Here is a 24,067-nt window from a genome sequence, read left to right as displayed (position 1 = left end):
TGAACTCGGCCTGGGCCGTCAGGGTCTATCCTGCTCGGATGCCGCGGAGGGCTCTTCCTTGTTTGTTATTCGATGCTGCGTGCTGTTGTTGTTGGTCGTCGCCGATGCCCAGGCGCGGGACTACCGTTTCAGCGACGCCCATCTGCACTACGTGGACTTCTTTCAGGAAAGCGCCGGCATGGACGAACTGCTGGCGGCCATGGCCGCCGGTGGGGTCGAGCATGCGATGCTCTCAGGCATTCCGGTGGCGAAGAAGTGGCACGAGAACGAGCCGAAACGTCCCCGCTACTATGCCGGCGACGATGCCAATGCCTACTGGTACAGCGCCACCGATGTGCTGGTCGCCCATGCCTACAAGCGCCTTCCGCCCGCACAGCGCGAGCGTTTCCACCCCTTTCTCTCGGGTTTCAACCCCAACGACAAGAACTCGGACGCGCATATCCGGCGCATGCTGGAGCTGGACCCGGGCCTGTGGCAGGGCATAGGCGAGATATTCACCCGTCACGACGACCTCACCGCGCTGATACATGGCGACGTGCCGCGGGCCAACAACGAGGCGCTGGCACGGGTCTACCACCTCGCCGCGGAATACGACCTGCCGGTGATGCTGCATGCCAATATCACTTCGAAGCGCGAGCGCAACCCGCTGTATCTAGCGGAGATCGAAGAGCCGCTGCGCAATCATCCCCACGTGCGCTTCATCTGGGCCCATGCCGGCACCAGCATGGAGATCCACCGTCACCAACAGAAGCTGGATTTCCTCCTGCCGACCCTGTGGCGCATGCTCGAGGAGTATCCGAACCTGTATATCGACCTGTCCTGGAGCGTGCTCAGGCCCTACCTGCTGGACCGGCAGGGCAGGCCCGATGCCGAATGGCTGCGGCTGGTCAGCAGCTATCCGGCGCGTTTCATGCTGGGTTCCGACGTGGTGGGGCGCTTCGACAAGCTGGGCGACTACCTGCAAGGCTTCGCGCCCTTTCTCGACGCCCTGCCGGAGCCCGTAGCTCGTCAGGTGGCTCGGGACAACTTCCTCGCCGTGCTGCCGCGGCGCGTCCGTGCCGGAGTGGCGGAATAACCCTGTCATCAGCCTGTCATTCGGGCGTCATAGGCTCGCGTCATCTCAACCAAGGAGCGCGTCATGCAATACACCCGTTTCAGTGCGCTGGCCGCACTCATGCTGATGACCGGACTGGTCCAGGCGCAGGTGCAAGTCGAGGGTGAGGTGGAGTATGGTATCTTCACGACCCCGTACCAGGACTTCGAACCGGGCGAGCGGGTGCTGACCCGCAGCAATCAGGATATCCAGCGCACCGAGGTGATTCCGGCCAGGCTCGGCACCAAGTTCGGCCTGCGCTACCAGCTGAGCGGCAAAACGACCGAGGGGGCGCCCTTGACCCTGTTGTACCTCACGCCCGGGGTGACGACCCCCGAGGGTGTCCGCCATGACAAATTCGTGGTGACGCAGAAGCTGGTGCCCGGCGCGCCTCAGGATCTGATGGCGTTCGAGTTCAGCGAAGCCCACGAGATCGTGGCGGGGGAGTGGCACTTCATGGTGTTCCAGGATGACCGCAAACTGGCCGAGCAGCGCTTTCTGGTGCGCTGACGCAAGTGGCCCGGGACGGCAGGGAGAAAGCCCCGAAGCCTGTGCGATAGAAAGAAAAACGGCGCCTGCAGGCGCCGTTTCTCATCGCCAGTAAGCTCCGCTTACTGGCCGGTCCAGCGCTTGAGCACCAGGGTGGCGTTGGTGCCGCCGAAGCCGAAGCTGTTGCTCATCACCGTGTCGATCTTGGCGTTCTCGACGGTCTTGAGCTGCACCGGCAGATCGGCGACCTCGGGGTCGAGTTCCTCGATGTTGGCCGAGCCGGCGATGAAGTTGCCTTCCATCATCAGCATGCAGTAGATGGCTTCCTGCACGCCGGCGGCGCCCAGGGAGTGGCCGGACAGGCTCTTGGTCGAGCTGATCGCCGGCGCCTTGTCGCCGAACACTTCGCGTACCGCGCGGCTTTCCGCGACATCGCCGACCGGGGTCGAGGTGCCGTGGGTGTTCAGGTAGTCGACCGGCGTGTCGACGGTGGCCAGGGCTTGCTGCATGCAACGCACCGCGCCTTCGCCGCTCGGCGCGACCATGTCGTAGCCGTCGGAGGTGGCGCCGTAGCCGACGATTTCCGCGTAGATCTTGGCGCCGCGCTTGAGTGCGTGCTCCAGTTCCTCGACCACCACCATGCCGCCGCCGCCGGCGATGACGAAACCGTCACGCTTGGCGTCGTAGGCGCGCGAGGCCTTTTCCGGGCTCTCGTTGTACTGGGTGGAGAGGGCGCCCATGGCGTCGAACAGGAAGCTCTGGCTCCAGTGCTCTTCCTCGCCGCCGCCGGCGAAGACCATGTCTTGCTTGCCCAGCTGGATCTGCTCCATGGCCGTGCCGATGCAGTGGGCGCTGGTGGCGCAGGCCGAGGAGATCGAGTAGTTCACACCCTTGATCTTGAACGGGGTGGCCAGGCAGGCGGAAACGGTGCTGCCCATGGTGCGCGGCACGCGGTAGGGGCCGACGCGCTTGACGCCCTTCTCGCGCAGGATGTCCATGGCTTCCATCTGGTTGAAGGTGGAAGCGCCGCCGGAGCCGGCGACCAGGCCGACGCGCGGGTTGGAAATCTCTTCGGCACTGAGGCCGGCGTCGGCGATGGCCTGCTGCATCGACAGGTAGGCGAAGGCGGCGGCGTCGCCCATGAAACGGTAGACCTTGCGGTCGATCAGCTCTTCCAGGTTCAGGTCGACGGAGCCGGATACCTGGCTGCGCAGGCCTTTCTCGGCGTATTCCGGGTTGAAACGAATACCGCCGCGGCCAGCCCGCAGGTTGGCGGAGACGGTTTCTTTGTCATTGCCCAGGCAGGAAACGATGCCCAGACCGGTAATCACGACGCGACGCATGGAAAGTGTCCTTTAGAAACTGTCGGTGGAGGTGAACAGGCCGACGCGCAGGCCTTCGGCACTGTAGATCTCGCGGCCATCGACGCTGACGCTGCCATCGGCGATGGCCAGGATCAGCGAACGGGTGATGGTGCGCTTGATCTGGATGTTGTAGGTGACCTTCTTGGCGGTCGGCAGGACCTGGCCGAAGAACTTCACTTCGCCGGAGCCGAGGGCGCGGCCGCGGCCGGGGTTGCCCTGCCAGCCGAGGAAGAAACCGACCAGCTGCCACATGGCATCGAGGCCCAGGCAGCCGGGCATTACCGGGTCGCCTTCGAAATGGCAGCCGAAGAACCACAGGTCCGGGGTGATATCGAGCTCGGCGACGATTTCGCCCTTGCCGTACTTGCCACCGCTGTCGCTGATGTGGGTGATGCGATCGATCATCAGCATGTTCGGCGCGGGCAGTTGCGCATTACCTGGGCCGAACAGTTCGCCGCGGCTGCAGCGCAACAGGTCTTCCCGGGTGAAGGCGTTTTGTTTGGTCATGCGAGCTCCTCAATAATCCCCACGCGCCAAGGCTGGGCAAGTCGTCCTGGCTGGCCGCGCTAAAGTCTGCGCCGGCCAGCAGCCTAGTCATAGACTGTTGCGATGTGCTGAAAGTCACAGCCTGTCGAGTACAGTTGTACTCTGCTGCGGGTTTGTTGTCACAGGCGCCCGACTTGCGCGCCTGTGACGGTAAGCCGGGGCAGTTTAACAGTCCTGGCTGGCGATCGATGCCTGAACTGGCAGCCAGCGCTGCAATATCCGTTGCAGGTCGGCCCGTTTGAAGGGCTTTGCCAGGTAGTCGTTCATTCCGCATTCCAGACAGGCATCGCGATCACCCTGCAGGGCGTTGGCGGTGAGTGCGATGATCGGCAGGTTGCCCTGGCCGTCGAGTCGGCGAATCTGCCGGGTAGCCTCATAGCCATCCATGATCGGCAGGCGGCAGTCCATCAGGATGGCCGCATAGGACTGTTGTCCGACACGGTGCAGCGCCTGGACGCCATCGCCGACCAGGTCGACCCGGTAGCCGAGGCTGCGCAGCATGGCTTCTATCACCGTTTGATTGACTGGGTTGTCCTCGACCAGCAGCACCCTCTGGTTCTGGCCGTGATAGTCCTCGGTCTCGGCGTTGGTCGGAGTGGGGCGGGACTGCAGCGAGAAGGGCAGAGGCACCTCGAGGGTGAAGGTCGAGCCGTGCCCCTCCTGGCTTTCCGCGTGCAACATGCCGCCCATCCGTTCGGCCAGGGTGCGGGCGATGGGCAGGCCGAGGCCGGTTCCGCCGTAGCGGCGGGAGATGGTGCTGTCGGCCTGCTGGAAGGCATCGAACATGTGTTCCAGACGCTCCGGCGAGATGCCGATGCCGGTGTCATGAACGGCGCAGCTGAACCACAGCACTTGTCCATCCAGCGCCTGCCAACGGGTTTCCACGCGGATACCGCCTCGCTCGGTGAACTTCAGGGCATTGCCGATCAGGTTGACCAGGATCTGGCGTATCCGTGTCGGGTCGCCCTGTACCTCCAGCTGCCCCAGTCCGTCCTGGATGTCCAGCTCCAGCGCCAGCCCCATCTGCTGGGCGCCATGCTGGAACGCCTGGGCCGAGCCCTGGATCAGTTCCAGCAGGTTGAAAGAGATGCTCTCCAGCTCCAGTGCGCCGCGTTCGATGCGCGAGAAGTCGAGGATGTCGTTGATGACCTTCAACAGGTGTTCGGTGGATTCGGCGGCCAGCGCCGCATATTCGGCCTGTTCCCCGCTGAGTTCTGTCGTCTCCAGCAACTGCAGCATGCCCAGCACGCCATTCATCGGCGTGCGCAGTTCATGGCTCATCATGGCCAGGAAGTCGGACTTGGCGCGGTTGGCCAGCTCCGCCTCTTCGCGGGCCTTGACCAGCAGGGCCATGGCCTGGCGTTGCTCCTGGCTGGCACGATCCAGGCTACAGGCGAGCGCATTGATGTGCTGGGCCAGTTCGCCGAGTTCGCCGGTCTCCAGGTCCGGCAGGCGTGTGTGGTAATCCCCGGCCTGAATCGCCGTGACTGCCGCGCCCACGGCGCTCAGCGGCGCGGACAGACGTCGGGCCAGGCGCCGGGCCAGGAGGAAGGTCAGGAGCAAGGCGAACAGGGCCAGGGTGGTCGCCTTCAGCAGCAGTGCCTGCTGGCGCTCGTTGAGTGCATCGCTGGACATGCCGACCAGGACGCGGCCGAGCGGTTCTCTCGGGGGACTGGGCAAGTGGCGGGCGGCACGCTGGGAGATATCTTCGAGCAGGTCGACCCGCTGCAGGTGAATCGGTGCCTGGAAGACATCCACCGGACCGCTGGCCTGGCCTTGGCTGTTGGGCTGTTCGACGTAGACCAGAATATTGTCATAGCGGTCGCGCACCTCGAGAAAACGCACGTGCGGCGTATCGAGGGTGGCTTGCAGCAGGGTGTCGAGCACCTCACGGTTGCCTGAGATCACGCCGTACTCACTGGCCGGCGCCAGTTGGTTGGCGATCAGCTGGCCGGTGCGGTTGAGCTCCTGGCGCAGGTCCTGCAGACGCTCGAAGGTGAAGAAGCCGGTCAGCAGCAAGGTCAGCAGCAGGGCCGGCCCTACGCTGATCAGTTGCGTGCGGGTGTGGATGTCCCAGCCGCGGCGCAGGGTCATGGGCGGATTTCCCCGGCCACTGGGTGCGCCAGGTCGGAGTGCCGTGCCGACTCGACAGCCCGTGGCCCGGGTGGTGGTCGATGGCCAACGGCGTCGGTGGCTGAGAGAAGGAAGGAGCTCGATGGAGGGGTGTTCACGCAACGGCCTTGTTCGCGTCGAAAGTGCGCATGTTAACCGAGCCGGCCGTCTTTTCCAGTCGCTCGGCGCCTGCTCGCTGCCATTTGTGCCGAACGGTGCACAGCCTGATCGAGGTGGCTAAAAGCTGGCCGCGATGCCTCTGGCCCGTATAATGCGCGCAGATTGCCACCCCATAACCCACTACGGACTCGTTATGACTGAGCAGCACCCCATCGCCGTGCTCGGCGGCGGCAGCTTCGGCACCGCGTTGGCCAATCTGCTGGCGGAGAACGGTCGGCATGTCCTGCACTGGATGCGGGACCCGGAGCAGGTCGAGGCCATCCTGGCCACCCGCGAGAACCCGCGCTATCTCAAGGGCGTGAAGATTCATGCCGATGTCGAGCCCCTCAGCGATCTCGGCGCAGCGCTGGGCGCCAGCCGACTGGTGTTCGTCGCGCTACCTTCCAGCGCCCTGCGCCAGGCGTTGCAGCCAGTGGCCGAGCTGCTGGCGGGCAAGCTGCTGGTCAGCACCACCAAGGGCATCGAGGCACAGAGCTTCAAGCTGATGAGCCAGATTCTCGAGGAGATCGCCCCGCAGGCGCGCATCGGCGTGCTGTCCGGGCCGAACCTGGCGAAGGAGGTCGCCGAGCATGCGCTGACCGCCACGGTGATCGCCAGCGAGGATGAGGCCCTCTGCCAGCAGGTGCAGGCCGCGCTGCATGGCCGGACCTTTCGTGTCTATGCCAGTGGCGACCGGTTCGGCGTGGAGCTGGGCGGCGCCTTGAAGAACGTCTATGCCATCATGGCCGGCATGGCCGCGGCCCTGGGCATGGGCGAGAACACCAGGAGCATGCTGATCACCCGGGCGCTGGCGGAGATGACCCGCTTCGCCGTGCACCAGGGCGCCAACCCCATGACCTTCCTCGGCCTGGCCGGGGTCGGCGATCTGATCGTCACCTGTTCGTCGCCCAAGAGCCGCAACTACCAGGTCGGCTTCGCCCTGGGCGAAGGCCTGAGCCTGGAGGAGGCGGTCGAGCGCCTGGGCGAGGTGGCCGAAGGCGTCAACACCATCAAGGTGCTCAAGGCCAAGGCCGAGGAGCTGCAGGTCTACATGCCGCTGGTGACCGGCCTGCATGCCATCCTGTTCGAAGGGCGTACGCTGGAGCAGGTAATCGAGCTGCTGATGCGCGCCGAGCCGAAGACCGACGTCGACTTCATTTCCACTGCGGGCTTCTAGGCCTGCACCACTCAGGGAGATAGCCATGAGCGAAGAGAGTAAAGAGCTGGAGCGCGAATCCATTCTGCTGAGGATTCTCTGGATGGTGCTGTTCACCATCGTCTGGCAGCTGTCCGAGCTGGTGCTCGGCGCCGTGGTGCTGCTGCAGTTGGGCTATCGGCTGTTCTACGGCGCGCCGAATGCCGGCCTGCTCGGCTTCGGCGACAGCCTCAGCCAGTACCTGGCGCAGATCGGTCGTTTCGGTACCTTCAACAGCGACGACAAGCCGTGGCCGTTCTCCGATTGGCCGACGCCCAGGGCGCCGCAGGGCGAAGCCCCCCATGCCGTGCCGCCGGCCCCGCACCCGGTGCGCGACGAAGAGCCGAAGCTGTGAGGGCAGGGCGATGAGGCTGTGGCTGCTGCGCCATGGCGAGGCCGAGTTGCAGGCGCCGAGCGATGCCGAGCGGGCGTTGACGCCCCATGGGCGCGAGGAGGTCGCGCAGGTGACGGTGCAGTTGCAGGGACGACCGCTCACGACGATTCTCGCCAGCCCCTATGTGCGGGCACAGCAGACTGCGGCTCTGGTGCGCGATGCCCTGGGGTTCGCTGGCCCGCTGCTGACCGTGTCCTGGCTGACGCCCGACGGCGATCCGCGCCAGGTACTGGCGCAGCTGGATCGCTACGATGCCGGCGAACTCCTGCTGGTCAGCCACCAGCCCTTGGTCGGCGCCCTGGGCGGGCTGCTGATCCATGGTCACCGGCAACAGCCCCTGCCCATGCAGACCGCCAGCCTGGCCGAACTGGATGGCGAACTGTTGGCCGCCGGCAGCATGGATCTGCTCGCCCTGGTGCATCCCCGGCCCGACCGATGACCCCGGTGTCTCGATACATTTCTTAACTTGCGGCTCCACTTTGTGCGTGGAATAGTCCGACCAAGCAATTGCTTGGTCGGCTCCACAAAAACAACAAAGGAGGAAGCCCCATGGTCGATGCTGTCCGTTTGCCGCTGGAGGTGTTTTACCAGCGCGAGGCCCGTCATCCGCACAAACGCTATCTGGTGCAGCCGTTGCCGAGTGGCCAGCTGCAGGAGCTGAGTTGGGCGGAGGTCGGCGAACAGGCGCGGCGTGCCGCCAGTTGGCTGCGCGCTCGGGAGCTGCCGCTCGGGAGCCGAATAGCCATCCTGTCGAAGAACTGTGCGCACTGGATAATCGCCGACCTGGCGATCTGGATGGCCGGGCATGTCTCGGTTCCGCTCTACCCCAACCTCACCGCCGAGTCGGTGCGCCAGGTGCTGGAGCATTCCGAGGCGCAGCTGCTGCTCGTCGGTAAACTGGACGACTGGCCGAGCATGGCGCCGGGCGTTCCCGATACGCTGCCGAGCGTGGCTCTGCCGTTGCATCCCGAGGGCAGCTTCAGCCATCACTGGCAGGATCTCCAGGCCAGCGCGCCGATCCGCGACGACCCGCAGCCGCCAGCCGATCGGCTGGCCACCATCATCTACACCTCCGGCACCACCGGCGCACCGAAAGGGGTGATGCACAACTTCGGCAACTTCGGCTTCGCCGCCAACCAGGCCATCGAGCTGTTCGCCGTCGGCGAGGCGGATCGGGTGCTGTCCTACCTGCCGCTGTGCCATGTGGCCGAGCGGATGTTCGTCGAGCTGGCCTCGATTTATTCCGGGCAAACGGTCTTTTTCGCAGAGAGCCTAGAGACCTTCCTCGACGACCTGCGGCGCGCCCGGCCCACCGTGATCTTCGGCGTGCCGCGGATCTGGACCAAGTTCCAGATGGGCGTGTTCGGCAAGATGCCGGCCAAGCGCCTGGATCTGCTGCTCGGTCTGCCGCTCATCGGTCGTCTGGTCGGCAGGAGAGTGCTCGCCGGTCTCGGGCTGGATGCGGTGCGCTATGCCTTGTCCGGCGCCGCGCCGGTGCCCGAGGCGCTACTGGGCTGGTATCGGCGCCTGGGGCTGGAGGTGCTGGAGATCTACGGCATGACCGAGAACTGCGGTTACTCCCACGTCGGTCGGCCGGGGCGCTTCAAGTCGGGCTGGATCGGCCACAGCAACCCCGGCGTCGAGGTGCGTATCGCCGCCGACGGCGAGGTGCAGGTGCGCAGCGGCGCGACCATGCAGGGCTACTACAAGGAGTCCGAGAAAACCGCCGATGCGCTCACGGCCGACGGTTTCCTGCGTACCGGAGACAAGGGGGAGCAGGATGCCGAGGGCAACCTGCGCCTGACCGGGCGGCTCAAGGAGATCTTCAAGACCAGCAAGGGCAAGTACGTGGCGCCGGCACCGATCGAGAATCGCCTGGCCGCGCATGCGCGCATCGAGCAGGTGTGCGTGGTCGGCGATGGCCTGCCGCAGCCGATGGCGCTGTGCGTGCTGTCCGAGGTCGGTCGTCAGGAGGCTGCCAACGGCGCACGCGGGCTGTTGGAGGCTAGCCTCAGGGCGTTGCTCGAGGAGGTCAACGCGGCACTCGATCAGCATGAGCGCCTGCATGGGCTGGTGCTGGTCAAGGAGGTCTGGGCCGTGGACAACGGCTTCCTCACGCCGACCCTGAAGATCAAGCGCAACGTGGTCGAGGGGAGCTACGCCGGGCAATTCGTCGAGTGGCTCGAGCGCGGCGAGGCGGTGCTCTGGCATGACTGAGTGCCATGCCCGCGGGCGGCGCGACCTCGGGTCGCCCAAGGGCATGGTCACGCTGTACGGGGGCAGGCGCTAAGGCGGGTGGCCTGCATCCCGTGAAGTTTGGCCTTATTGGCGCCATTGGCTGGCGGGTTCGCCATTGCCGATGCCGCGGCCGTGTCGGACAATTCTCACGTCCCTCCGTAGAAGCTCGCGACCATGTCCCAGCCCGTATTCTTCGCCCATGCCAACGGCTTCCCTTCAGCCACCTATGGCAAGCTGTTCGCCGCTCTGGCCCCCGACTATGGAGTGCGGCACCTCGAGCTGCATGGCCACGACCCGCGCTTTCCGGTCAATGACAACTGGAGCAACCTGGTCGACGAGCTGGTCCATCACCTGGAAACAAGCGACGCGCCGGTCTGGGGAGTGGGGCACTCGCTCGGCGGAGTGCTGCACTACCATGCCGCGCTGCAGCGTCCCGACCTCTACCGTGGGGTGGTCATGCTCGATTCGCCGGTGCTGACCCGGGTCGACCGGATCGTCATCCGGACGGCCAAGCACTTCGGCTTCATCGACCGCATCACCCCGGCCGGACGCACGCTCGGGCGCCGCGAAGAGTTTGCCGACCTCGACGAGGCCCGTCGTTATTTCGCGGGCAAGGCGCTGTTTCGGCGCTTCGATCCGGAATGCCTGGACGCCTATGTGCGTCATGGCCTGCACAGCAACGGCGCAAGGCTGCGCCTGCGCTTCGATCCCGCCACGGAAATCAGCATCTACCGCAGCGTGCCGCATACCAGTCCGGGGCGACCGCAGCAGCTGCAGGTGCCTTTGGCCCTGGTGCGCGGGCGCCACAGTCGTGTGGTGCTGCCGCATCATGCGCGGCTGGTGCGCCGGGTGCCCAGGGGCGAGTATCTGACCCTGCCCGGCGGGCATATGTTTCCCCTGGAGCGGCCACAGGAGACTGCCCAGCTGCTCAGGTCGCTGTTCGAGCGTTGGGGTGGCCAGCGCAGCCGGGAGGCATCCGCATGAGTCCGGCATTCGAGGAAGTACGCCTGCGCCTGCCGCACATCGAACTGGCGGCACATCTCTATGGCCCGGCGGACGGCGTACCGGTCATCGCCCTGCACGGCTGGCTGGACAATGCCGCGAGCTTTGCCCGGCTGGCGCCGAAGTTGCCGGGGCTGCGCATCGTCGCGCTGGACTTCGCCGGCCACGGTCATTCCGATCATCGTCCAGCGGGAGCCGGCTACGCCATCTGGGAGTACGTGCACGATGTCCTGCAGGTGGCCGAGCAGTTCGGCTGGCAGCGTTTCTCCCTGCTCGGCCATTCCATGGGGGCGATCGTCTCGGTGCTGCTGGCCGGGGCGTTGCCGGAGCGGGTGGCACGTCTGGCGCTGATCGATGGGCTGATTCCCTACACCGGCGAGGCCGAAGAGGCACCGCAGCGCCTGGGCGAGGCGCTCAGGGCGCAGATGGCCCTGACCGGCAAGCGCAAGCCGGTCTACGCCGAGTTCTCCCGGGCGGTCGAGGCGCGTATGCGTGGGGTCGGCGCGGTCAGCCGCGAGGCCGCCGAGTTGCTTGCCCAGCGTGGCTTGATGCCGGTGCCCGGTGGCTATACTTGGCGTACCGACAGCCGCCTGACCCTGCCGTCGCCGCTGCGCCTGACCCAGGCCCATGCCATGGCCTTCGTCCAGCGACTGCAGTGTCCGGTCGATCTGGTGCTGGCGGAGCAGGGCATGTTGGCTGCGCAGCCACGTTTCGCCGAGCTGCTCGATGGTCGGCCGATCACCCTGAATCGGCTGCCGGGGGGGCATCACCTGCATCTGGATGACGAGGTCGGCGCACAGCTGGTAGCAGACTGTTTCAAAGCTTTCTTGCGCTCGCCTTGACTTGCCGAAGGCAACTGGGGAAAGGTGTGGCCGATTGCCATGGAGATTCGCATGATCGACCTTTACACCGCCGCCACCCCCAATGGCCACAAAGTGTCCATCGCCCTGGAGGAGCTGCAGCTGCCCTACGGCGTGCATGTGCTGAGCTTCGACAAGAAGGAGCAGAAAGCCCCGGCGTTTCTCAAGATCAACCCCAATGGCCGCATCCCGGCCATAGTCGATCGTGGCAATGAGGATTTCGCCGTGTTCGAGTCCGGTGCCATCCTCATCTATCTCGCCGAGCAGACGGGCCAACTGCTGCCGCAGGACGCCAAGGGACGCTCGCGGGTCCTGCAATGGCTGATGTTCCAGATGGGCGGCATCGGTCCGATGCAAGGTCAGGCCAATGTGTTCTTCCGCTACTTCCCGGAGAAGCTGCAGGGGGCCATAGACCGCTACCAGCACGAGACCCGGCGTCTCTACGAGGTGCTCGACGCGCGTCTGGGGGAGGCCGAGTACCTGGCAGACGACTACAGCATCGCCGATATCGCCACCTTTCCCTGGGTGCGCAGCCATGAGTGGTCCGGGATTTCGCTCGAGGGCTTGTCCCACTTGCAGCGCTGGCTCGCCGCGCTCGAGGGGCGTGCGGCGGTGCAGCGTGGGCTGCTGGTGCCAAAGCGCCAAGCCGATGAAGACTCGACGGTGAAAACCGCTCAGTCGATGTTGATCCGATGAGGGGGCGTATGCGCGGTATCGGCCTGCTTGCGATCCTGTTGGCGGGGACTTCGGCCTGGGCGGACCTGCCGGGCAGCCGCGACCTGGACATCCTGCCGCGTTTTCCCGGCGCCCAGATCGTCGCCTATGCCGAGGCGCCCGAGGAGGAGCGGATCTATCCGCAGGGGTCGATCCGCCGCATCAGCGGTCGTCTGCGTTACGAGCGGGAAGTCCAGGCCAAGGGGCAGTTCACCTCGGTCACCTACGAGCTACCACGGACCCACACGTCCGATGAGGTGTTCAGCGCCGCCCGCGAAACCCTGCAGGCCCAGGATGCCGAGCTGCTGTACTGGTGTCAGGGGCGAGAGTGCGGTTCTAGCAGCCTGTGGGCCAACGCGGTATTCGGCCGCTCCAGTCTCTACGGTTCCGACGATCAACAGGCCTATGTCCTGATGCGCCTGGCCGAACCGCGTGAGGACAGCCTGCTGGCGCTCTACAGCATCACTCGCGGCAACCGCCGGGCCTACCTGCACGCCGAGCTGCTGGCTGCCGACGCGGCGCTGGGTGAGCTGTTGCCGACACCCGCCACCCTGTTGCGTCAGTTGCGCAGCAGTGGCGAGCTGCGCCTGTCCAGGCAAACCGAGCCGAGCCCGGCCTGGACGAAACTGCTGTCGCGCAGCCTCAACCTCGACAGCACCCTGCGGGTCAGCCTGGCCGGCTCCCAGGCAGAGGCCTGGCGCGAGGCCCTGGTCGAGCAACGGGTGCGGGCCGCGCGCCTGGAGTTGGGTGATAGCGAGGTGCCCGGCCTGCGGATCAGCGTGCTGCGTTAGCCGGAGCCGGGTAAACATGGCGTTCGGCTCTCCTCCTGCGTGCTTGCCGGCCCGCGCTTGGTCCGGGCATGCTTCTCGCGCCTGCCCTGGACCGCTGCCTCTGGGGTAGGGCGCTAATCTACCTCTTGCGGAGCCTGGTGAATGCTCAATAACGATCGCCTGCTGGTGCAGATCCTGCTCCTCGGGCTGCTGGGCGCCAGTTTGTGGGTGCTCGCCCCCTTCTGGTCGGCGCTGTTCTGGGCTGCGGTGCTGGCCTTCGCCAGTTGGCCGCTGATGCGCCTGCTGACCCGCTGGTTGAATGGCCGGCAGGCCACGGCGGCGGCCGTGCTGACTTTCTGCTGGATCGTGCTGGTGGCCGTGCCGCTGGTGTTGCTGGGCTTCAACCTGGCCGACCATATCCGCGATGCCACGGCCCTAATCAAGGGCTTCCAGGTCGAGGGACTGCCGCCGCCCCCGAGTTGGCTGGCGGGCTTGCCGTTGGTGGGCGAGACGCTGGTGTCGGCCTGGCAGACGGTCGATGAGCAGGGCTCGGCCTTTTTCGCCACGCTTCGGCCTTACCTCGGCCAGGTCGGCAACTGGTTGCTGGCGCGTAGCGCGCAGATCGGCGGCGGCATGCTGGAGCTGGCCCTGAGCCTGGCGCTGGTGTTCTTCTTCTACCGTGATGGGCCGCGTCTGGCGGCCTTCGTCCACAGCCTGCTCGATCGCCTGATCGGCGCCCGTGCCGAACATTATCTGGAGCTGGTCGCCGGCACCGTGCAGCGCGTGGTCAACGGGGTGATCGGGACCGCAGCGGCCCAGGGCTTGCTGGCGATGATCGGGTTCTACATCGCCGGGGTGCCGGGCGCCCTGTTGCTGGGCATCGTCACCTTCGTCCTCAGCCTGATTCCCATGGGGCCACCGCTGGTCTGGGTGCCCGCCACGGCCTGGTTGGCGAGCCAGGGCGAATACGGGTTGGCCGTATTCCTCGGCATCTGGGGCTTCTTCGTGATCAGCGGGGTGGACAATATCCTCAAACCCTACCTGATCAGTCGCGGCGGCAACCTGCCGCTGGTGGTCGTGCTGCTCGGCGTGTTCGGCGGCATCCTGGCGTTCGGTTTCATGGGCCTGTTCCTCGGGCCCACGGTATTGGCCGTGGCCTACAGTCTGCTCAGCGACTGGGTGGCGAACAAGGCGCCCCCGCCAGACTCCGGCGAGGGTTCACCGCCGGGGCTGAACCTGTAGGGGCGAGGCGCAGGAGCGGGGACCGCCTCAGCTGTCTCCTCGCTCGAACTTGTCCAGGGCTTCGCGGGCGATCAACTGGCCGAGCATGATCAGCTCCGGCGCCTTGTAGAACTCGAAGAAGCGACAGGCGCGGCGGGGCACGTTGATCAGAATGTCTGGCGGGTAGCCGGCGATCTTGTATTGCGCCAGGGAGGTCTGCATGACCTCGAAGCTCTGGTTGATCAGCTCCAGCAGAGACGCCGGCCCACTCATGTCGGCCACTCGCGAGCCGCTGGCGGACTTGGTCGCGGCAGCGCTTTCCTGTTCGGACGCCGAGGGCGCACTGTCCGGACTGACTGCATCGACGTCGGCAGGGGCCTCGAGGAGCAGCAACTCATCGTCTGCCGCGCCATTCTTGCGGCGGAAGGAGGGCAGGTGCGAGCCCAGGGAGGTCATCATCTGGTCGAAACGGCCTTTGAGGGCCAGTGGCCGCTCGATGACCGGCAGTTCGTAATGCTTCTGGTTGGTCGAGTTGAGATTGACCGCGACGATCAGGTCGCAATGGCTGGATACCACCGGCACGATCGGCAGCGGATTGAGCAGGCCGCCGTCGACCAGCATGCGTTTGCCCTGGATCACCGGGGTGAACAGGCTGGGAATCGCCGCCGAGGCGCGCATGGCCTGGTGCAGGCAGCCTTCCTGGAACCAGATTTCCTGCTGGTTGGTCAGGTCGGTGGCCACGGCGGTAAAGGGAATCGGCAGTTGCTCGATATCGATCTCGCCGACAATCTCGCGGATCTGTCCGAAGACCCGCTCGCCGCGAATGGCGCCGAGGCGGAAGCTCACGTCGAGCAGACGCAGCACGTCCAGATAGTCCAGGCTCTGGGTCCAGTCGCGATACTCCTTGAGCTTGCCGGCGGCGTAGATGCCGCCGACCACGGCGCCCATGGAGCAGCCGGCGATACAGGCAATTTCGTAGCCGCGCGCCTCGAGCTCTTCGATAACCCCGATATGCGCGTAACCCCGCGCGCCACCGGCCCCCAAGACCAGCGCTACTCGCTTAGTCATCTCGTTATCCCCCGTAACGCATTGTTTTATCAACATACGCGCGCCAATGGCCGCCGCCAAGGTGGCATTTGCTAGAATGCCGCCGCCTGTCGACCCGATTAGTGAGATGTCATGAGCGCGCCCATTCGTTTGACCCAGTACAGCCACGGTGCCGGTTGCGGCTGCAAGATTTCCCCCAAGGTGCTGGAGGTGATACTCGCCGGCAGCGGCGCGCAGAACCTCGATCCGCGTCTCTGGGTGGGCAACGCCTCGCGTGACGATGCGGCGGTCTACGCTATAGATGGCGAGCGCGGCGTGGTGTCCACCACCGACTTTTTCATGCCGATCGTCGACGATCCCTACGATTTCGGACGAATTGCCGCGACCAATGCCATCAGCGACATCTACGCCATGGGCGGCGACCCGCTGATGGCCATCGCCATCCTCGGCTGGCCGGTCAACGTGCTGGCGCCTGAGGTGGCCCGCGAGGTGATCCGTGGCGGCCGCGCGGTGTGCGACGAGGCCGGCATTCCCCTGGCGGGCGGGCACTCCATCGATGCGCCGGAGCCGATCTTCGGCCTGGCCGTGACCGGGCTGGTGGAAAAGCGCCACATGAAGCGCAACGACAGTGCCAGTGCCGGTTGCAAGCTGTACCTGAGCAAGCCGCTGGGCATCGGCATCCTCACCACCGCGGAGAAGAAGGCCAAACTGCGCGCCGAGGACATCGGTCTGGCGCGGGATTGGATGTGCACGCTGAACAAGCCCGGCAGTCATTTCGGCAAGCTCGCCGGGGTGACGGCGATGACCGACGTCACCGGCTTCGGTCTGCTCGGTCACCTGGTGGAGATGGCCGACGGCAGCGGCCTGACCGCCAGCATCGAGTTCGCCAAAGTGCCGCGCCTGGCTGGCGTCGAGTATTACCTGGAGCAGGGCTGCGTGCCGGGGGGCACCCTGCGCAACTTCGACAGCTATGGCGAGAAGATCGCGCCGCTGCCGGAGCTGCACAAATTGCTGCTGTGCGACCCGCAGACCAGCGGCGGCCTGCTGATCGCGGTGACCCCGGAGGGCGAGGCGCAGTTCCTGGCGGTCGCCGCCGAACTGGGTCTGGCGCTCGAGCCTATCGGCGAATTGCTCGAGCGTCGGCAGCACGCGGTCGAGGTGCTGTGATGCGCGACAACACCAGCGATTATCGCCAGTTGTTCCTCGACGGCGTGCCGATGATGGATGCCCGGGCGCCCGTGGAGTTCGCCAAGGGTGCCTTCCCCGGAGTGGTCAACCTGCCGCTGATGGACGATGGCGAACGGCAGAAGGTCGGCACCTGCTACAAGCAGAAGGGCCAGCAGGCGGCTATCGAACTGGGTCACCAGCTGGTCAGCGGCGCGCTCAAGGCCGAGCGTATCGCCGCCTGGGCGGCCTTTGCCGAGGCCAATCCCACGGGCTATCTGTACTGCTTCCGCGGCGGTTTGCGCTCGCAGATCGTCCAGCAGTGGCTCAAGAGCGAGGCGGGCATCGACTACCCGCGGGTGATCGGCGGCTACAAGGCGATGCGCAGCTTCCTGCTCGCAACCACCGAGCAGGCACTGGCCGAGTGTCAGTTCGTGCTGGTCGGCGGCATGACCGGCACCGGCAAGACCGAGGTCATCGCCCAGCTGGACAACAGTCTGGACCTGGAGGGACACGCCAACCACCGCGGTTCCAGCTTCGGCAAGCGCGCCACGGGACAGCCGGCGCAGATCGACTTCGAGAACGCCCTGGCCGTGGACATCCTGCGCAAGCGTGCGAAGGGAGTGGGGCAGTTCGTGCTCGAAGACGAGGGGCGCCTGGTCGGCCGCTGCTCGCTGCCGCTTGAACTGCATCAGGGCATGCAGCACTTTCCTCTGGTATGGCTGGAAGACAGCCTGACGGGGCGCATCGAGCGCATTCTCAAGGACTACGTGATCGACCTGTGCGCCGAGTTCGTCGAGCAACTGGGCGCCGAGGCCGGCTTCAAGGCGTTCTCCGAGCGTCTGCAGCAGAGTCTGGCGAACATCCTCAAGCGCCTGGGAGGCGAGCGTTACCAGCGGCTGGCGGCGATCATGGATCAGGCCTTGCTGGAGCAGGCGCGTAGCGGGGCGGTCGACCTGCATCGCGGCTGGATCGAGGCGCTGCTGGTGGAGTACTACGACCCGATGTATGCCTTCCAGCGCGCGAACAAGGCCGGACGGATCGAGTTCGTCGGCGAACAGGCGGCGGTGCTGGAGTACTTGAGACAGCGGGCCGAGCCCTGAGGCCGCGGCACTTTTCCCAGGTCTGGCCGTCTTAATCGAATCTATTGCTTCTGATCGTTTGCCGTTTGAGGGAGTGTGCGCAATGAAAGCCTGGATCTGCCTACCCATGATTGCCCTGGTGCTGGCCGGTTGTGCCGGCAAGACCGCTTACCGCGACAGCTGTGCCAATCAGCTGGATGCGGCCTGGCGCGAACTGGACCTGGCCAAGGCCGAAGGCTTCGCCGGCACCGTGAGCTATTCGAAGGCGCTGTCGCTGCTGACCGCGGCCAAGACCCAGCAGCAGTTCGAAGCCTACGAGGGGTGCACCAGTAAGTCGGAGCGGGCGCGCTTCTATATCCGCGAATCGCGGGCCGGGCGCTGAGCCTGGCCGTAGAGCACTCCCCGCCAGTCGATGCGGTGGCCGGGGAGTGCGCGATACCCCCATTTCTCCTGCGCGATCGAACGGCCCGCCGGCACGGCGCAGTGGCGCAAGCCAATAAGGCGCGTTCGGTGCGCGGGCGTCCCCCGCCCCGTAACAACCAGAAAACGACCCGAACTTAGCACGCGGCGACAATGGCTTACGAAGACAGCTTGTTGCGGCTAATGCTTGCTCCTATCGTGCCGACACAGGTTCCGAACGACTCGAGATCGTGCAACCGTCATCCTGATGGGAAGGGAAAATAATCATGTGGACTGTCCTGCAGCGGCGTCTCGCCAGTTTGAGCACGGCGAAGAAACTGGCCCTGGGATTCGGTGTAGTGCTTTCGCTCACCCTCCTGGTCGCCGCCACCGGCTTCTCCGCGCTGCGGGATCTGGCCGGCAGTGCGGATTTGCTCGAGCGCATGAGCACGGTCGGCAGCCAGGTGCAGCGCATGCGGCGCAGCGAGCAGGAGTTTGCCCTGACCGGCGATGTACAACATGCCAAGCACCTGCATGAGCAGGCCCAGGCGATTCTCGACAGCAGCGCGGCTCTGCAGGCCGAGTTGCCGGGGGAGGAGCGCGCGCTGCTCGAGGAGGCAGGCGCGGCGATCGGCGAGTACAAGACCACCTTCGATCGTTATGTCGAGCTGACCGACAACATGCGGCTGTCGCTGGAGGCGGCCAACTGGCTGGTGGTCAGCGCGGCCAATAGCCTCGACCTGCTCAAGGAAGGCTTGGCCGAGGATGGCGTCGACCTGCTCAAGAGCAGCCAGGGGCTGGAAGGCGACAACTCGGTCATGCAGGCGGGGCAGATCAGCAAGGTTCACCAGTTGCTGCTGCAGGCCCTCGACCAGGCGCGGGTGCGCCTGGAACAGAGTCGCAGCTCCGGCGAGGCGGTGCAGACCGTGATTCAGGAGGCCCTGGATGCACAAGCCCTGGCCGGCGAGCTGCGCGATGCGATGGACGATCCGGGCTACGCCTCGGTGCTGGCCGAGGTCGTCGGCAACGTCAATTCCTTCAACGATCGCCTCAAGGAATACACCGGCCATCTGCAGGAGCAGAAACAGGAACACGCCCGCATGGTCGAGCAGGCCGAGCGCATCCTCGGCCTGGTCGATCAGGCGCACGACCTGCGCAAGGGCGACATGCAGGCGCAGTCCCAGGCCAGTGCCGTGCTGATCCTGCTGGCCGCCGGTCTGGCGCTGCTGATCGGTCTGTTGGCGACGGTGGCCATCACCCTGCTGATTGTCCGCCCGCTCAAGCAGGTGATCCTGCAGGCCCGGCAGATCGCCGAGGGCGACCTCAGCGTGCAGATCGAGGTGCAGCGCGGTGACGAAGTCGGCCAACTGCTGACGGCCATGCAGGGCATGTCCAACAACTTGCGCGAGATGGTCGGTCGTCTGCAGGACGGGGTGACGCAGATTTCCGCTTCGGCGCAGTCCTTGTCGGCGAGCACCGAGCAGACCCGCCAGGGCGTGAGCGGGCAGAAAGAGGAAACCGACCAGGTGGCCACTGCCATGAGCGAGATGACCGCCACGGTGCATGAGGTGGCGCGCAATGCCGAGGCCGCCGCCGCCTCCACGGCCCAGGCCGACAACCGGGTCACTAGTGGCGTCGAGGTGGTGCGCCAGACCCTGGAGCGCATCGGTGAGCTGTCCGCCGCGGTGGAAGCCACCACCCAAAGCATCGAGCGCCTCAGCCAGGACACCCAGAACATCGACTCGGTGTTGGACGTGATCAAGAGCGTGGCCGAGCAAACCAATTTGCTGGCCCTGAATGCCGCCATCGAGGCTGCCCGGGCCGGCGAACAGGGCCGCGGTTTCGCCGTGGTGGCCGACGAGGTGCGCGCCCTGGCGCGGCGTACCCAGCAGTCCACCGCAGAGATCGAAGGCCTGATCGCCACCCTGCGCGATGGTGCACGGCGTTCGGTGACGGACATGCGTCAGAGCGGCGCCCTGGTCGAGCAGGTGGTGCAGGACGCCAATCAGACCGAGGGTGCGTTGGCGGCCATTGCCGAGGCCGTGACGCAGATCTTCGAGATGAACCAGCAGATCGCCGCGGCGGCCGAGGAGCAAACGGCGGTGGCCGAAGAGATCAACCGCAGTGTCACCTCCATCCGCGATATCGCCGACCAGTCCGCCTTGGCGATGGACGAGTCCGCCAACGCCAGTGTCCAGCTGGCCGAGCTGGGGCGTGAGCTGCAGGGCATGGCCGGGCATTTCCGGCTGTGAACCAGGGGCCGCTCACACTTTAGTGAGCAAAGGTTACAGGAGGCTTTGCCCACGGCGTGCTGGCCAGTAGCATCGACGCACTTGCATGGGGAGTGACGGATGCGGACGAAACTGGATGCCTGCCTGGCCGCGGTGAATCAGGTGCTCTTGGGCAAGGAGACCCAGGTGCGCCTGGCGCTGACCTGCTTATTGGCGCGGGGCCACCTGCTGATCGAAGACCTGCCGGGGATGGGCAAGACCACGCTCAGCCATGCCTTGGCCAAGGTGCTGGGCCTGAGTTTCCAGCGCATTCAGTTCACTTCCGACCTGCTGCCCGGGGACATTCTCGGCACCTCGGTGTTCGACCGTGATACCGGGCAGTTCGTCTTTCATGCCGGGCCCATCTTCGCCGAGCTGCTGCTGGCCGACGAGATCAACCGCGCCACGCCCAAGAGTCAGAGCGCCTTGCTCGAGGCCATGGAGGAGGGCCAGGTGACCATCGAGGGCGCGACCCGACCGCTGCCCGAGCCCTTCTTCGTCATCGCCACCCAGAACCCGGTGAGCCAGGGCGGCACCTTTGCCCTGCCGGAGTCCCAGCTCGACCGCTTCCTCATGCGCTTGTCCCTCGGCTATCCGGCCCAGGCCGCGGAGAAGGCGTTGCTCCTTGGCGATCCACGACGCTCGCTGTTGCCGCGCCTGCAGCCGGTCCTCGATCACCAGGGGTTGGCGGCGATCCAGGCCGAGGTGCCGAAGGTACGGGCCAGCGATGCCCTGGTCGACTATGTGCTGCGCCTGGTCGAGGCCACTCGCAGCCAGCCGCAGTTCGCCTGGGGCCTGTCGCCACGGGCCAGCCTCGCGTTACTGGCGGCGTCCCGTGCCTGGGCTCTGCTCGAGGGTCGCGACTACGTGATCCCCGAGGATGTGCAGGCGGTGTTGCCGTCGGTGGTCGCACACCGCCTGCGCGAGCGCGCCGACCCCGCCGGCCATGGCGGCGGTGCTTTGGTGCAGTGGCTGCTGCGTGAGGTGCCGGCGCTTTGATCGGGTTGCTCAAACCCTACTGGACGCGTTGGCTGGACCGAAGGATTCCCGCTGCCAGCAGCGTCAGCCTCAACCAGCGCAAGATCTTCATCCGTCCGACCCGCATCGGCGCGGCTTATGTCCTGCTTCTGCTGCTGATGCTGCTGGCGGCGATCAACTACCAGAACAGCCTGGCCTACGGCCTGACCTTCCTGCTCGGGGCGGTATTCGTCGTGGCCATCTTGCATACCTATCGCAACCTGGCGGGGCTGATTCTCAGGGCCGGCGGTGCGGGTGCGGTCTTCCTCGGCGAACAGGGGCGCTTCCATGTGCGCCTGGAAAGCAGCCGGCGGGCGCATCAGGCGATCGGTCTGGGTTGGCCGAAGGCCAGTCTGCAACTGGTCGATGTGCCGCCTCGAGGCACCGGCGAGTGTCAGCTGAGCCTGCCGACCCGGCGCCGCGGCTGGCTACGGCCGGAACGCCTGCGGGTCGAGAGCCGCTTCCCATTGGGCATCCTGGTCGCCTGGAGCTGGCTCGACCTGGATCAGGCGCTGCTCGTCTACCCGCGGCCCTTGGCCGGCGAGCTGCCGCTGTCGTCCGGCGGTGGCGATGAGCAGCAGGAACAGGGGCGACAGGCGCGCGGCCAGGGCTGCGATGATTTCCTCGGCCTGAGAGACTACCAGCCGGGCGACTCCAAACAGCGGCTGGACTGGAAAGCCTATTCCCGCGGCCAGGGCCTGCTGGTCAAGGACTTCGCCACCCTGAGCGGACGCGATCCGCAGCTGGACTTCGCGATGCTGGAGGGCGATGTCGAGACGCGTCTGTCGTTGCTCTGCCACTGGGTGCTGCAGTTGTCCGCACGGCAACAGCCGTTCGCCTTGCGTCTGCCAGGCCAGACGCTGGCGCCCGATGGTGGCGAGGCCCATCGCGACGCCTGCCTGCGCGCCCTGGCCCTGTACGGAACGGCGCCATGAGTCCGTCGCCGGGCATTCCACGGGTCGGCCTGAGCTGGCTGCTGGTCGCCCAGGCGCTGGTGATCCTGCCCCATCTCGGCCATTTGCCGGCGTGGATCATCCTGCTGTGGCTCGGCTGCGCCACCTGGCGTATCCAGATCTATCGTATGCGTGCCGGTTTTCCCCGTGCCTGGATCAAGGCCCTGCTGCTGCTGCTGGCCGCCGGCGGCGTCTGGTTTTCCCGCGGCGGTCTGGTCGGCCTGGATGCCGCGGTGGTGCTGCTGATCGCCGTGTTCATCCTCAAGCTGCTGGAGATGCGCACGCGGCGCGATGCCCTGGTGCTGATCTTCCTCGGCTTCTTCGCCGTGGTCACCGCCTACCTGTTCGATGACGGCATGCTCGCCGCGCTGTACAGCCTGCTGCCGGTCACCGCCTTGCTCGCCGCCCTGATCGGCCTGCAGCAGGGCGCCCTGGCGAGCCAGCCCTGGCCGACCCTGCGGCTGGCCGGCGGCCTGTTGCTGCAGGCGTTGCCGTTGATGTTGCTGCTGTTCGTCTTCTTTCCCCGGCTGGGCCCGCTGTGGTCCTTGCCGACGCCCAGCGACAAGGGGAGCAGCGGCCTGGCCGACAGCATGGCGCCGGCGGACATCGCCGAGCTGAGCCGTTCCGGCGCGCTGGCGTTCCGCGCCAGCTTCGAGGGCGAGGTGCCGCCGCGCAGCCAGCTGTACTGGCGCGCCCTGACCTTCGAGCACTTCGACGGCCGTCGCTGGTCGCAGGCCAAGTCCGCCCAGCCCCTCGAGCCCGGCTGGCGGAGGCAGGGCGAGCCGCTGCGTTACAGCATCATCATGCAGCCCAGTGCGCAGCCCTGGTTGTTTGCCCTGGATGTCGCCGAGACCTCGCAGCCGGGTGTCAGGCAGATGAGCGACTTCCGCCTGCAACGTGGGCAGCCGGTCGAGCGCGCCCTGCTGTATGAGGTGACCTCCTGGCCCGAGGCCCTGCGCGAGCCCGAGGGCATAGGTACCCCGGCCGGCACGCGTCGCGCGCTGCAACTGCCGGAGCGGGGGGACTCGCGCAGCCGGGCCTGGGCGGCCCAGCTCAGGCGCGAATATCCGCAGCCCGAACGCCTGGTGCAGACGCTACTGAGGCATTTCAACCGCGAGCCCTACGTCTACACCCTGCGTCCGCCGACTTTGGGGCGGGACAGCGTCGACGAGTTTCTCTTCGACAGCCGCCGGGGCTTCTGCGCCCACTATGCCGGTGCCATGACCTTCGTCCTGCGCGCGGCCGGCATTCCGGCACGGGTGGTGGCCGGCTACCAGGGCGGGGAGTACAACCCGGGCGGTGACTATGTGCAGGTGCGCCAGTTCGATGCGCACGCCTGGGTCGAGTACTGGCGCCCCGGCATGGGCTGGACCAGCGTCGACCCGACCTTCCAGGTGGCGCCGGAGCGCATCGAGCAGGGCTTGGAGGAGGCCCTGGCCGACGAGCAGAGCTTCCTCGAAGACTCGCCGTTCTCCCCGCTGCGCTATCGCCAGCTGACCTGGCTGAATCAGCTGCGCCTGGGCTGGGACAATCTCAACTACGGCTGGCAGCGCTGGGTGCTCGGTTATCAGGGCGAGCAACAGCTGCGCCTGTTGCAGCGCTGGTTCGGGCGGCTCGATGGCCGCCTGCTGGCGCTGTGTCTGGTGGGCGGCGGCGCACTGTTATTGGCCCTGGTGGCGCTAGGCCTGTTCAAACCCTGGCGGCGTGAGCGCGATCCGCAGCGCCGGGCCTTCCAGCGTTTCGAGCGTCTGCTGGGGCGTCATGGCCTGCGCCGGCAGCCAGGCGAAGGCGGTCGCGACTTTGCCGAGCGAGCGGCCCGCGCCTTGCCCAAGCAGGCGCACCTTATCCGCGCCTTCGCCACGGCCTTCGAGGCCCAGCGCTATGCCGGCCAGGCGGCATCCCCGGCGCAGTTGCGCCAGCGCCTGGGGGCACTGCGCCGGGCACTGCCCTGGCGCTTCACCCGGGTGCAGTGAGCGAC

At 66.3% G+C, this 24,067-nt stretch carries 20 protein-coding genes and 3 pseudogenes; 19 read left to right on the top strand and 4 right to left on the bottom strand.

Annotated features, from left to right (window positions below; all coding sequences use genetic code 11):
* The first annotated feature begins 58 nt into the window (after positions 1-58).
* Together ACSX1C_RS06145 and ACSX1C_RS06140 are read left to right on the top strand one after the other, a co-directional pair.
* Positions 59-1,075, top strand: a complete 1,017-nt coding sequence (locus ACSX1C_RS06145; protein WP_439888689.1) for an amidohydrolase family protein — start codon at positions 59-61, stop codon at positions 1,073-1,075.
* Positions 1,076-1,138: 63 nt separating this feature from the next.
* Positions 1,139-1,603 (top strand): DUF3859 domain-containing protein, encoded by a 465-nt coding sequence (locus ACSX1C_RS06140; protein WP_439888688.1) that lies wholly within the window; start codon positions 1,139-1,141, stop codon positions 1,601-1,603.
* Positions 1,604-1,704: 101 nt separating this feature from the next.
* On the opposite strand, the gene fabB is transcribed toward ACSX1C_RS06140, so the two are convergent.
* From fabB to ACSX1C_RS06125, 3 genes are all read right to left on the bottom strand, one after another.
* Positions 1,705-2,925 (bottom strand): beta-ketoacyl-ACP synthase I, encoded by a 1,221-nt coding sequence (gene fabB / locus ACSX1C_RS06135; RefSeq protein ID WP_439888687.1) that lies wholly within the window; start codon positions 2,923-2,925, stop codon positions 1,705-1,707.
* A gap of 12 nt (positions 2,926-2,937) precedes the next feature.
* Positions 2,938-3,453, bottom strand: a complete 516-nt coding sequence (fabA, locus tag ACSX1C_RS06130; protein ID WP_318646189.1) for a 3-hydroxyacyl-[acyl-carrier-protein] dehydratase FabA — start codon at positions 3,451-3,453, stop codon at positions 2,938-2,940.
* Positions 3,454-3,657: 204 nt separating this feature from the next.
* Positions 3,658-5,586 (bottom strand): ATP-binding protein, encoded by a 1,929-nt coding sequence (locus ACSX1C_RS06125; RefSeq protein WP_439888686.1) that lies wholly within the window; start codon positions 5,584-5,586, stop codon positions 3,658-3,660.
* 331 nt (positions 5,587-5,917) lie between these two features.
* On the opposite strand from ACSX1C_RS06125, the gene ACSX1C_RS06120 reads away from it, so the two are divergent.
* The 9 genes from ACSX1C_RS06120 to ACSX1C_RS06080 all read left to right on the top strand — a co-directional run bounded on the left by ACSX1C_RS06120 (position 5,918) and on the right by ACSX1C_RS06080 (position 14,178).
* Positions 5,918-6,940 carry an NAD(P)H-dependent glycerol-3-phosphate dehydrogenase gene (locus tag ACSX1C_RS06120; RefSeq protein WP_439888685.1) on the top strand — a complete coding sequence of 341 codons (1,023 nt, stop codon included), beginning with the start codon at positions 5,918-5,920 and terminating at the stop codon, positions 6,938-6,940.
* A gap of 25 nt (positions 6,941-6,965) precedes the next feature.
* On the top strand, positions 6,966-7,313 hold the full coding sequence (locus ACSX1C_RS06115) for a DUF4389 domain-containing protein (RefSeq protein ID WP_439888684.1): 348 nt from the start codon (positions 6,966-6,968) through the stop codon (positions 7,311-7,313).
* A 10-nt stretch (positions 7,314-7,323) separates the two neighbouring features.
* On the top strand, positions 7,324-7,791 hold the full coding sequence (gene sixA / locus ACSX1C_RS06110; protein ID WP_439888683.1) for a phosphohistidine phosphatase SixA: 468 nt from the start codon (positions 7,324-7,326) through the stop codon (positions 7,789-7,791).
* A 110-nt stretch (positions 7,792-7,901) separates the two neighbouring features.
* Positions 7,902-9,569 carry an AMP-binding protein gene (locus ACSX1C_RS06105; protein WP_439888682.1) on the top strand — a complete coding sequence of 556 codons (1,668 nt, stop codon included), beginning with the start codon at positions 7,902-7,904 and terminating at the stop codon, positions 9,567-9,569.
* 195 nt (positions 9,570-9,764) lie between these two features.
* Positions 9,765-10,574: an alpha/beta fold hydrolase gene (locus ACSX1C_RS06100; protein WP_439888681.1), complete on the top strand. Its 810-nt coding sequence runs from the start codon at positions 9,765-9,767 to the stop codon at positions 10,572-10,574.
* Positions 10,571-11,434, top strand: coding sequence for an alpha/beta fold hydrolase (locus ACSX1C_RS06095; RefSeq protein ID WP_439888680.1), 864 nt, complete (start codon positions 10,571-10,573; stop codon positions 11,432-11,434). The genes ACSX1C_RS06100 and ACSX1C_RS06095 overlap by 4 nt, the downstream gene beginning before the upstream one ends.
* A gap of 51 nt (positions 11,435-11,485) precedes the next feature.
* Complete coding sequence (locus ACSX1C_RS06090) at positions 11,486-12,148, top strand: glutathione S-transferase family protein (protein WP_439888679.1); 663 nt, start codon at positions 11,486-11,488, stop codon at positions 12,146-12,148.
* A gap of 8 nt (positions 12,149-12,156) precedes the next feature.
* Entirely contained in the window at positions 12,157-12,957 is an 801-nt protein-coding gene (locus ACSX1C_RS06085; RefSeq protein ID WP_439888678.1) for a DUF4892 domain-containing protein, read from the top strand.
* A gap of 141 nt (positions 12,958-13,098) precedes the next feature.
* Positions 13,099-14,178, top strand: a complete 1,080-nt coding sequence (locus ACSX1C_RS06080; RefSeq protein WP_439888677.1) for an AI-2E family transporter — start codon at positions 13,099-13,101, stop codon at positions 14,176-14,178.
* A gap of 27 nt (positions 14,179-14,205) precedes the next feature.
* On the opposite strand, the gene ACSX1C_RS06075 is transcribed toward ACSX1C_RS06080, so the two are convergent.
* Positions 14,206-15,225, bottom strand: coding sequence for a patatin-like phospholipase family protein (locus tag ACSX1C_RS06075; protein ID WP_439888676.1), 1,020 nt, complete (start codon positions 15,223-15,225; stop codon positions 14,206-14,208).
* Positions 15,226-15,336: 111 nt separating this feature from the next.
* Between ACSX1C_RS06075 and selD the strand changes: the two genes are divergently transcribed.
* The 8 genes and pseudogenes from selD (at position 15,337) to ACSX1C_RS06035 (ending at position 24,062) form a co-directional block, all read left to right on the top strand.
* Positions 15,337-16,371 carry a selenide, water dikinase SelD gene (gene selD / locus ACSX1C_RS06070; RefSeq protein WP_439888675.1) on the top strand — a complete coding sequence of 345 codons (1,035 nt, stop codon included), beginning with the start codon at positions 15,337-15,339 and terminating at the stop codon, positions 16,369-16,371.
* A pseudogene (gene mnmH, locus ACSX1C_RS06065) lies at positions 16,371-17,506 on the top strand (tRNA 2-selenouridine(34) synthase MnmH). Before selD ends, mnmH begins: the two are co-directional and overlap by 1 nt.
* Positions 17,507-17,553: 47 nt before the next feature.
* Positions 17,554-17,832 carry a hypothetical protein gene (locus ACSX1C_RS06060; RefSeq protein ID WP_318646203.1) on the top strand — a complete coding sequence of 93 codons (279 nt, stop codon included), beginning with the start codon at positions 17,554-17,556 and terminating at the stop codon, positions 17,830-17,832.
* A 304-nt stretch (positions 17,833-18,136) separates the two neighbouring features.
* A pseudogene (locus tag ACSX1C_RS06055) lies at positions 18,137-19,246 on the top strand (HAMP domain-containing protein); the annotation flags it as partial.
* 348 nt (positions 19,247-19,594) lie between these two features.
* Positions 19,595-19,979, top strand: a pseudogene (locus ACSX1C_RS06050) (methyl-accepting chemotaxis protein); the annotation flags it as partial.
* Positions 19,980-20,200: 221 nt separating this feature from the next.
* Positions 20,201-21,118, top strand: coding sequence for an AAA family ATPase (locus ACSX1C_RS06045; protein WP_439888674.1), 918 nt, complete (start codon positions 20,201-20,203; stop codon positions 21,116-21,118).
* Positions 21,115-22,071: a DUF58 domain-containing protein gene (locus ACSX1C_RS06040; protein ID WP_439888673.1), complete on the top strand. Its 957-nt coding sequence runs from the start codon at positions 21,115-21,117 to the stop codon at positions 22,069-22,071. The genes ACSX1C_RS06045 and ACSX1C_RS06040 overlap by 4 nt, the downstream gene beginning before the upstream one ends.
* Positions 22,068-24,062, top strand: a complete 1,995-nt coding sequence (locus ACSX1C_RS06035) for a transglutaminase TgpA family protein (RefSeq protein ID WP_439888672.1) — start codon at positions 22,068-22,070, stop codon at positions 24,060-24,062. The genes ACSX1C_RS06040 and ACSX1C_RS06035 overlap by 4 nt, the downstream gene beginning before the upstream one ends.
* Positions 24,063-24,067 lie beyond the last annotated feature (5 nt).

It is taken from the genome of Pseudomonas sp. MBLB4123 (assembly GCF_051904775.1).
Taxonomy (GTDB): domain Bacteria; phylum Pseudomonadota; class Gammaproteobacteria; order Pseudomonadales; family Pseudomonadaceae; genus Aquipseudomonas; species Aquipseudomonas benzenivorans_B.
Note: the sequence above shows the minus strand (reverse complement) of the source record. Positions and strands in the feature narration are given on the sequence as shown.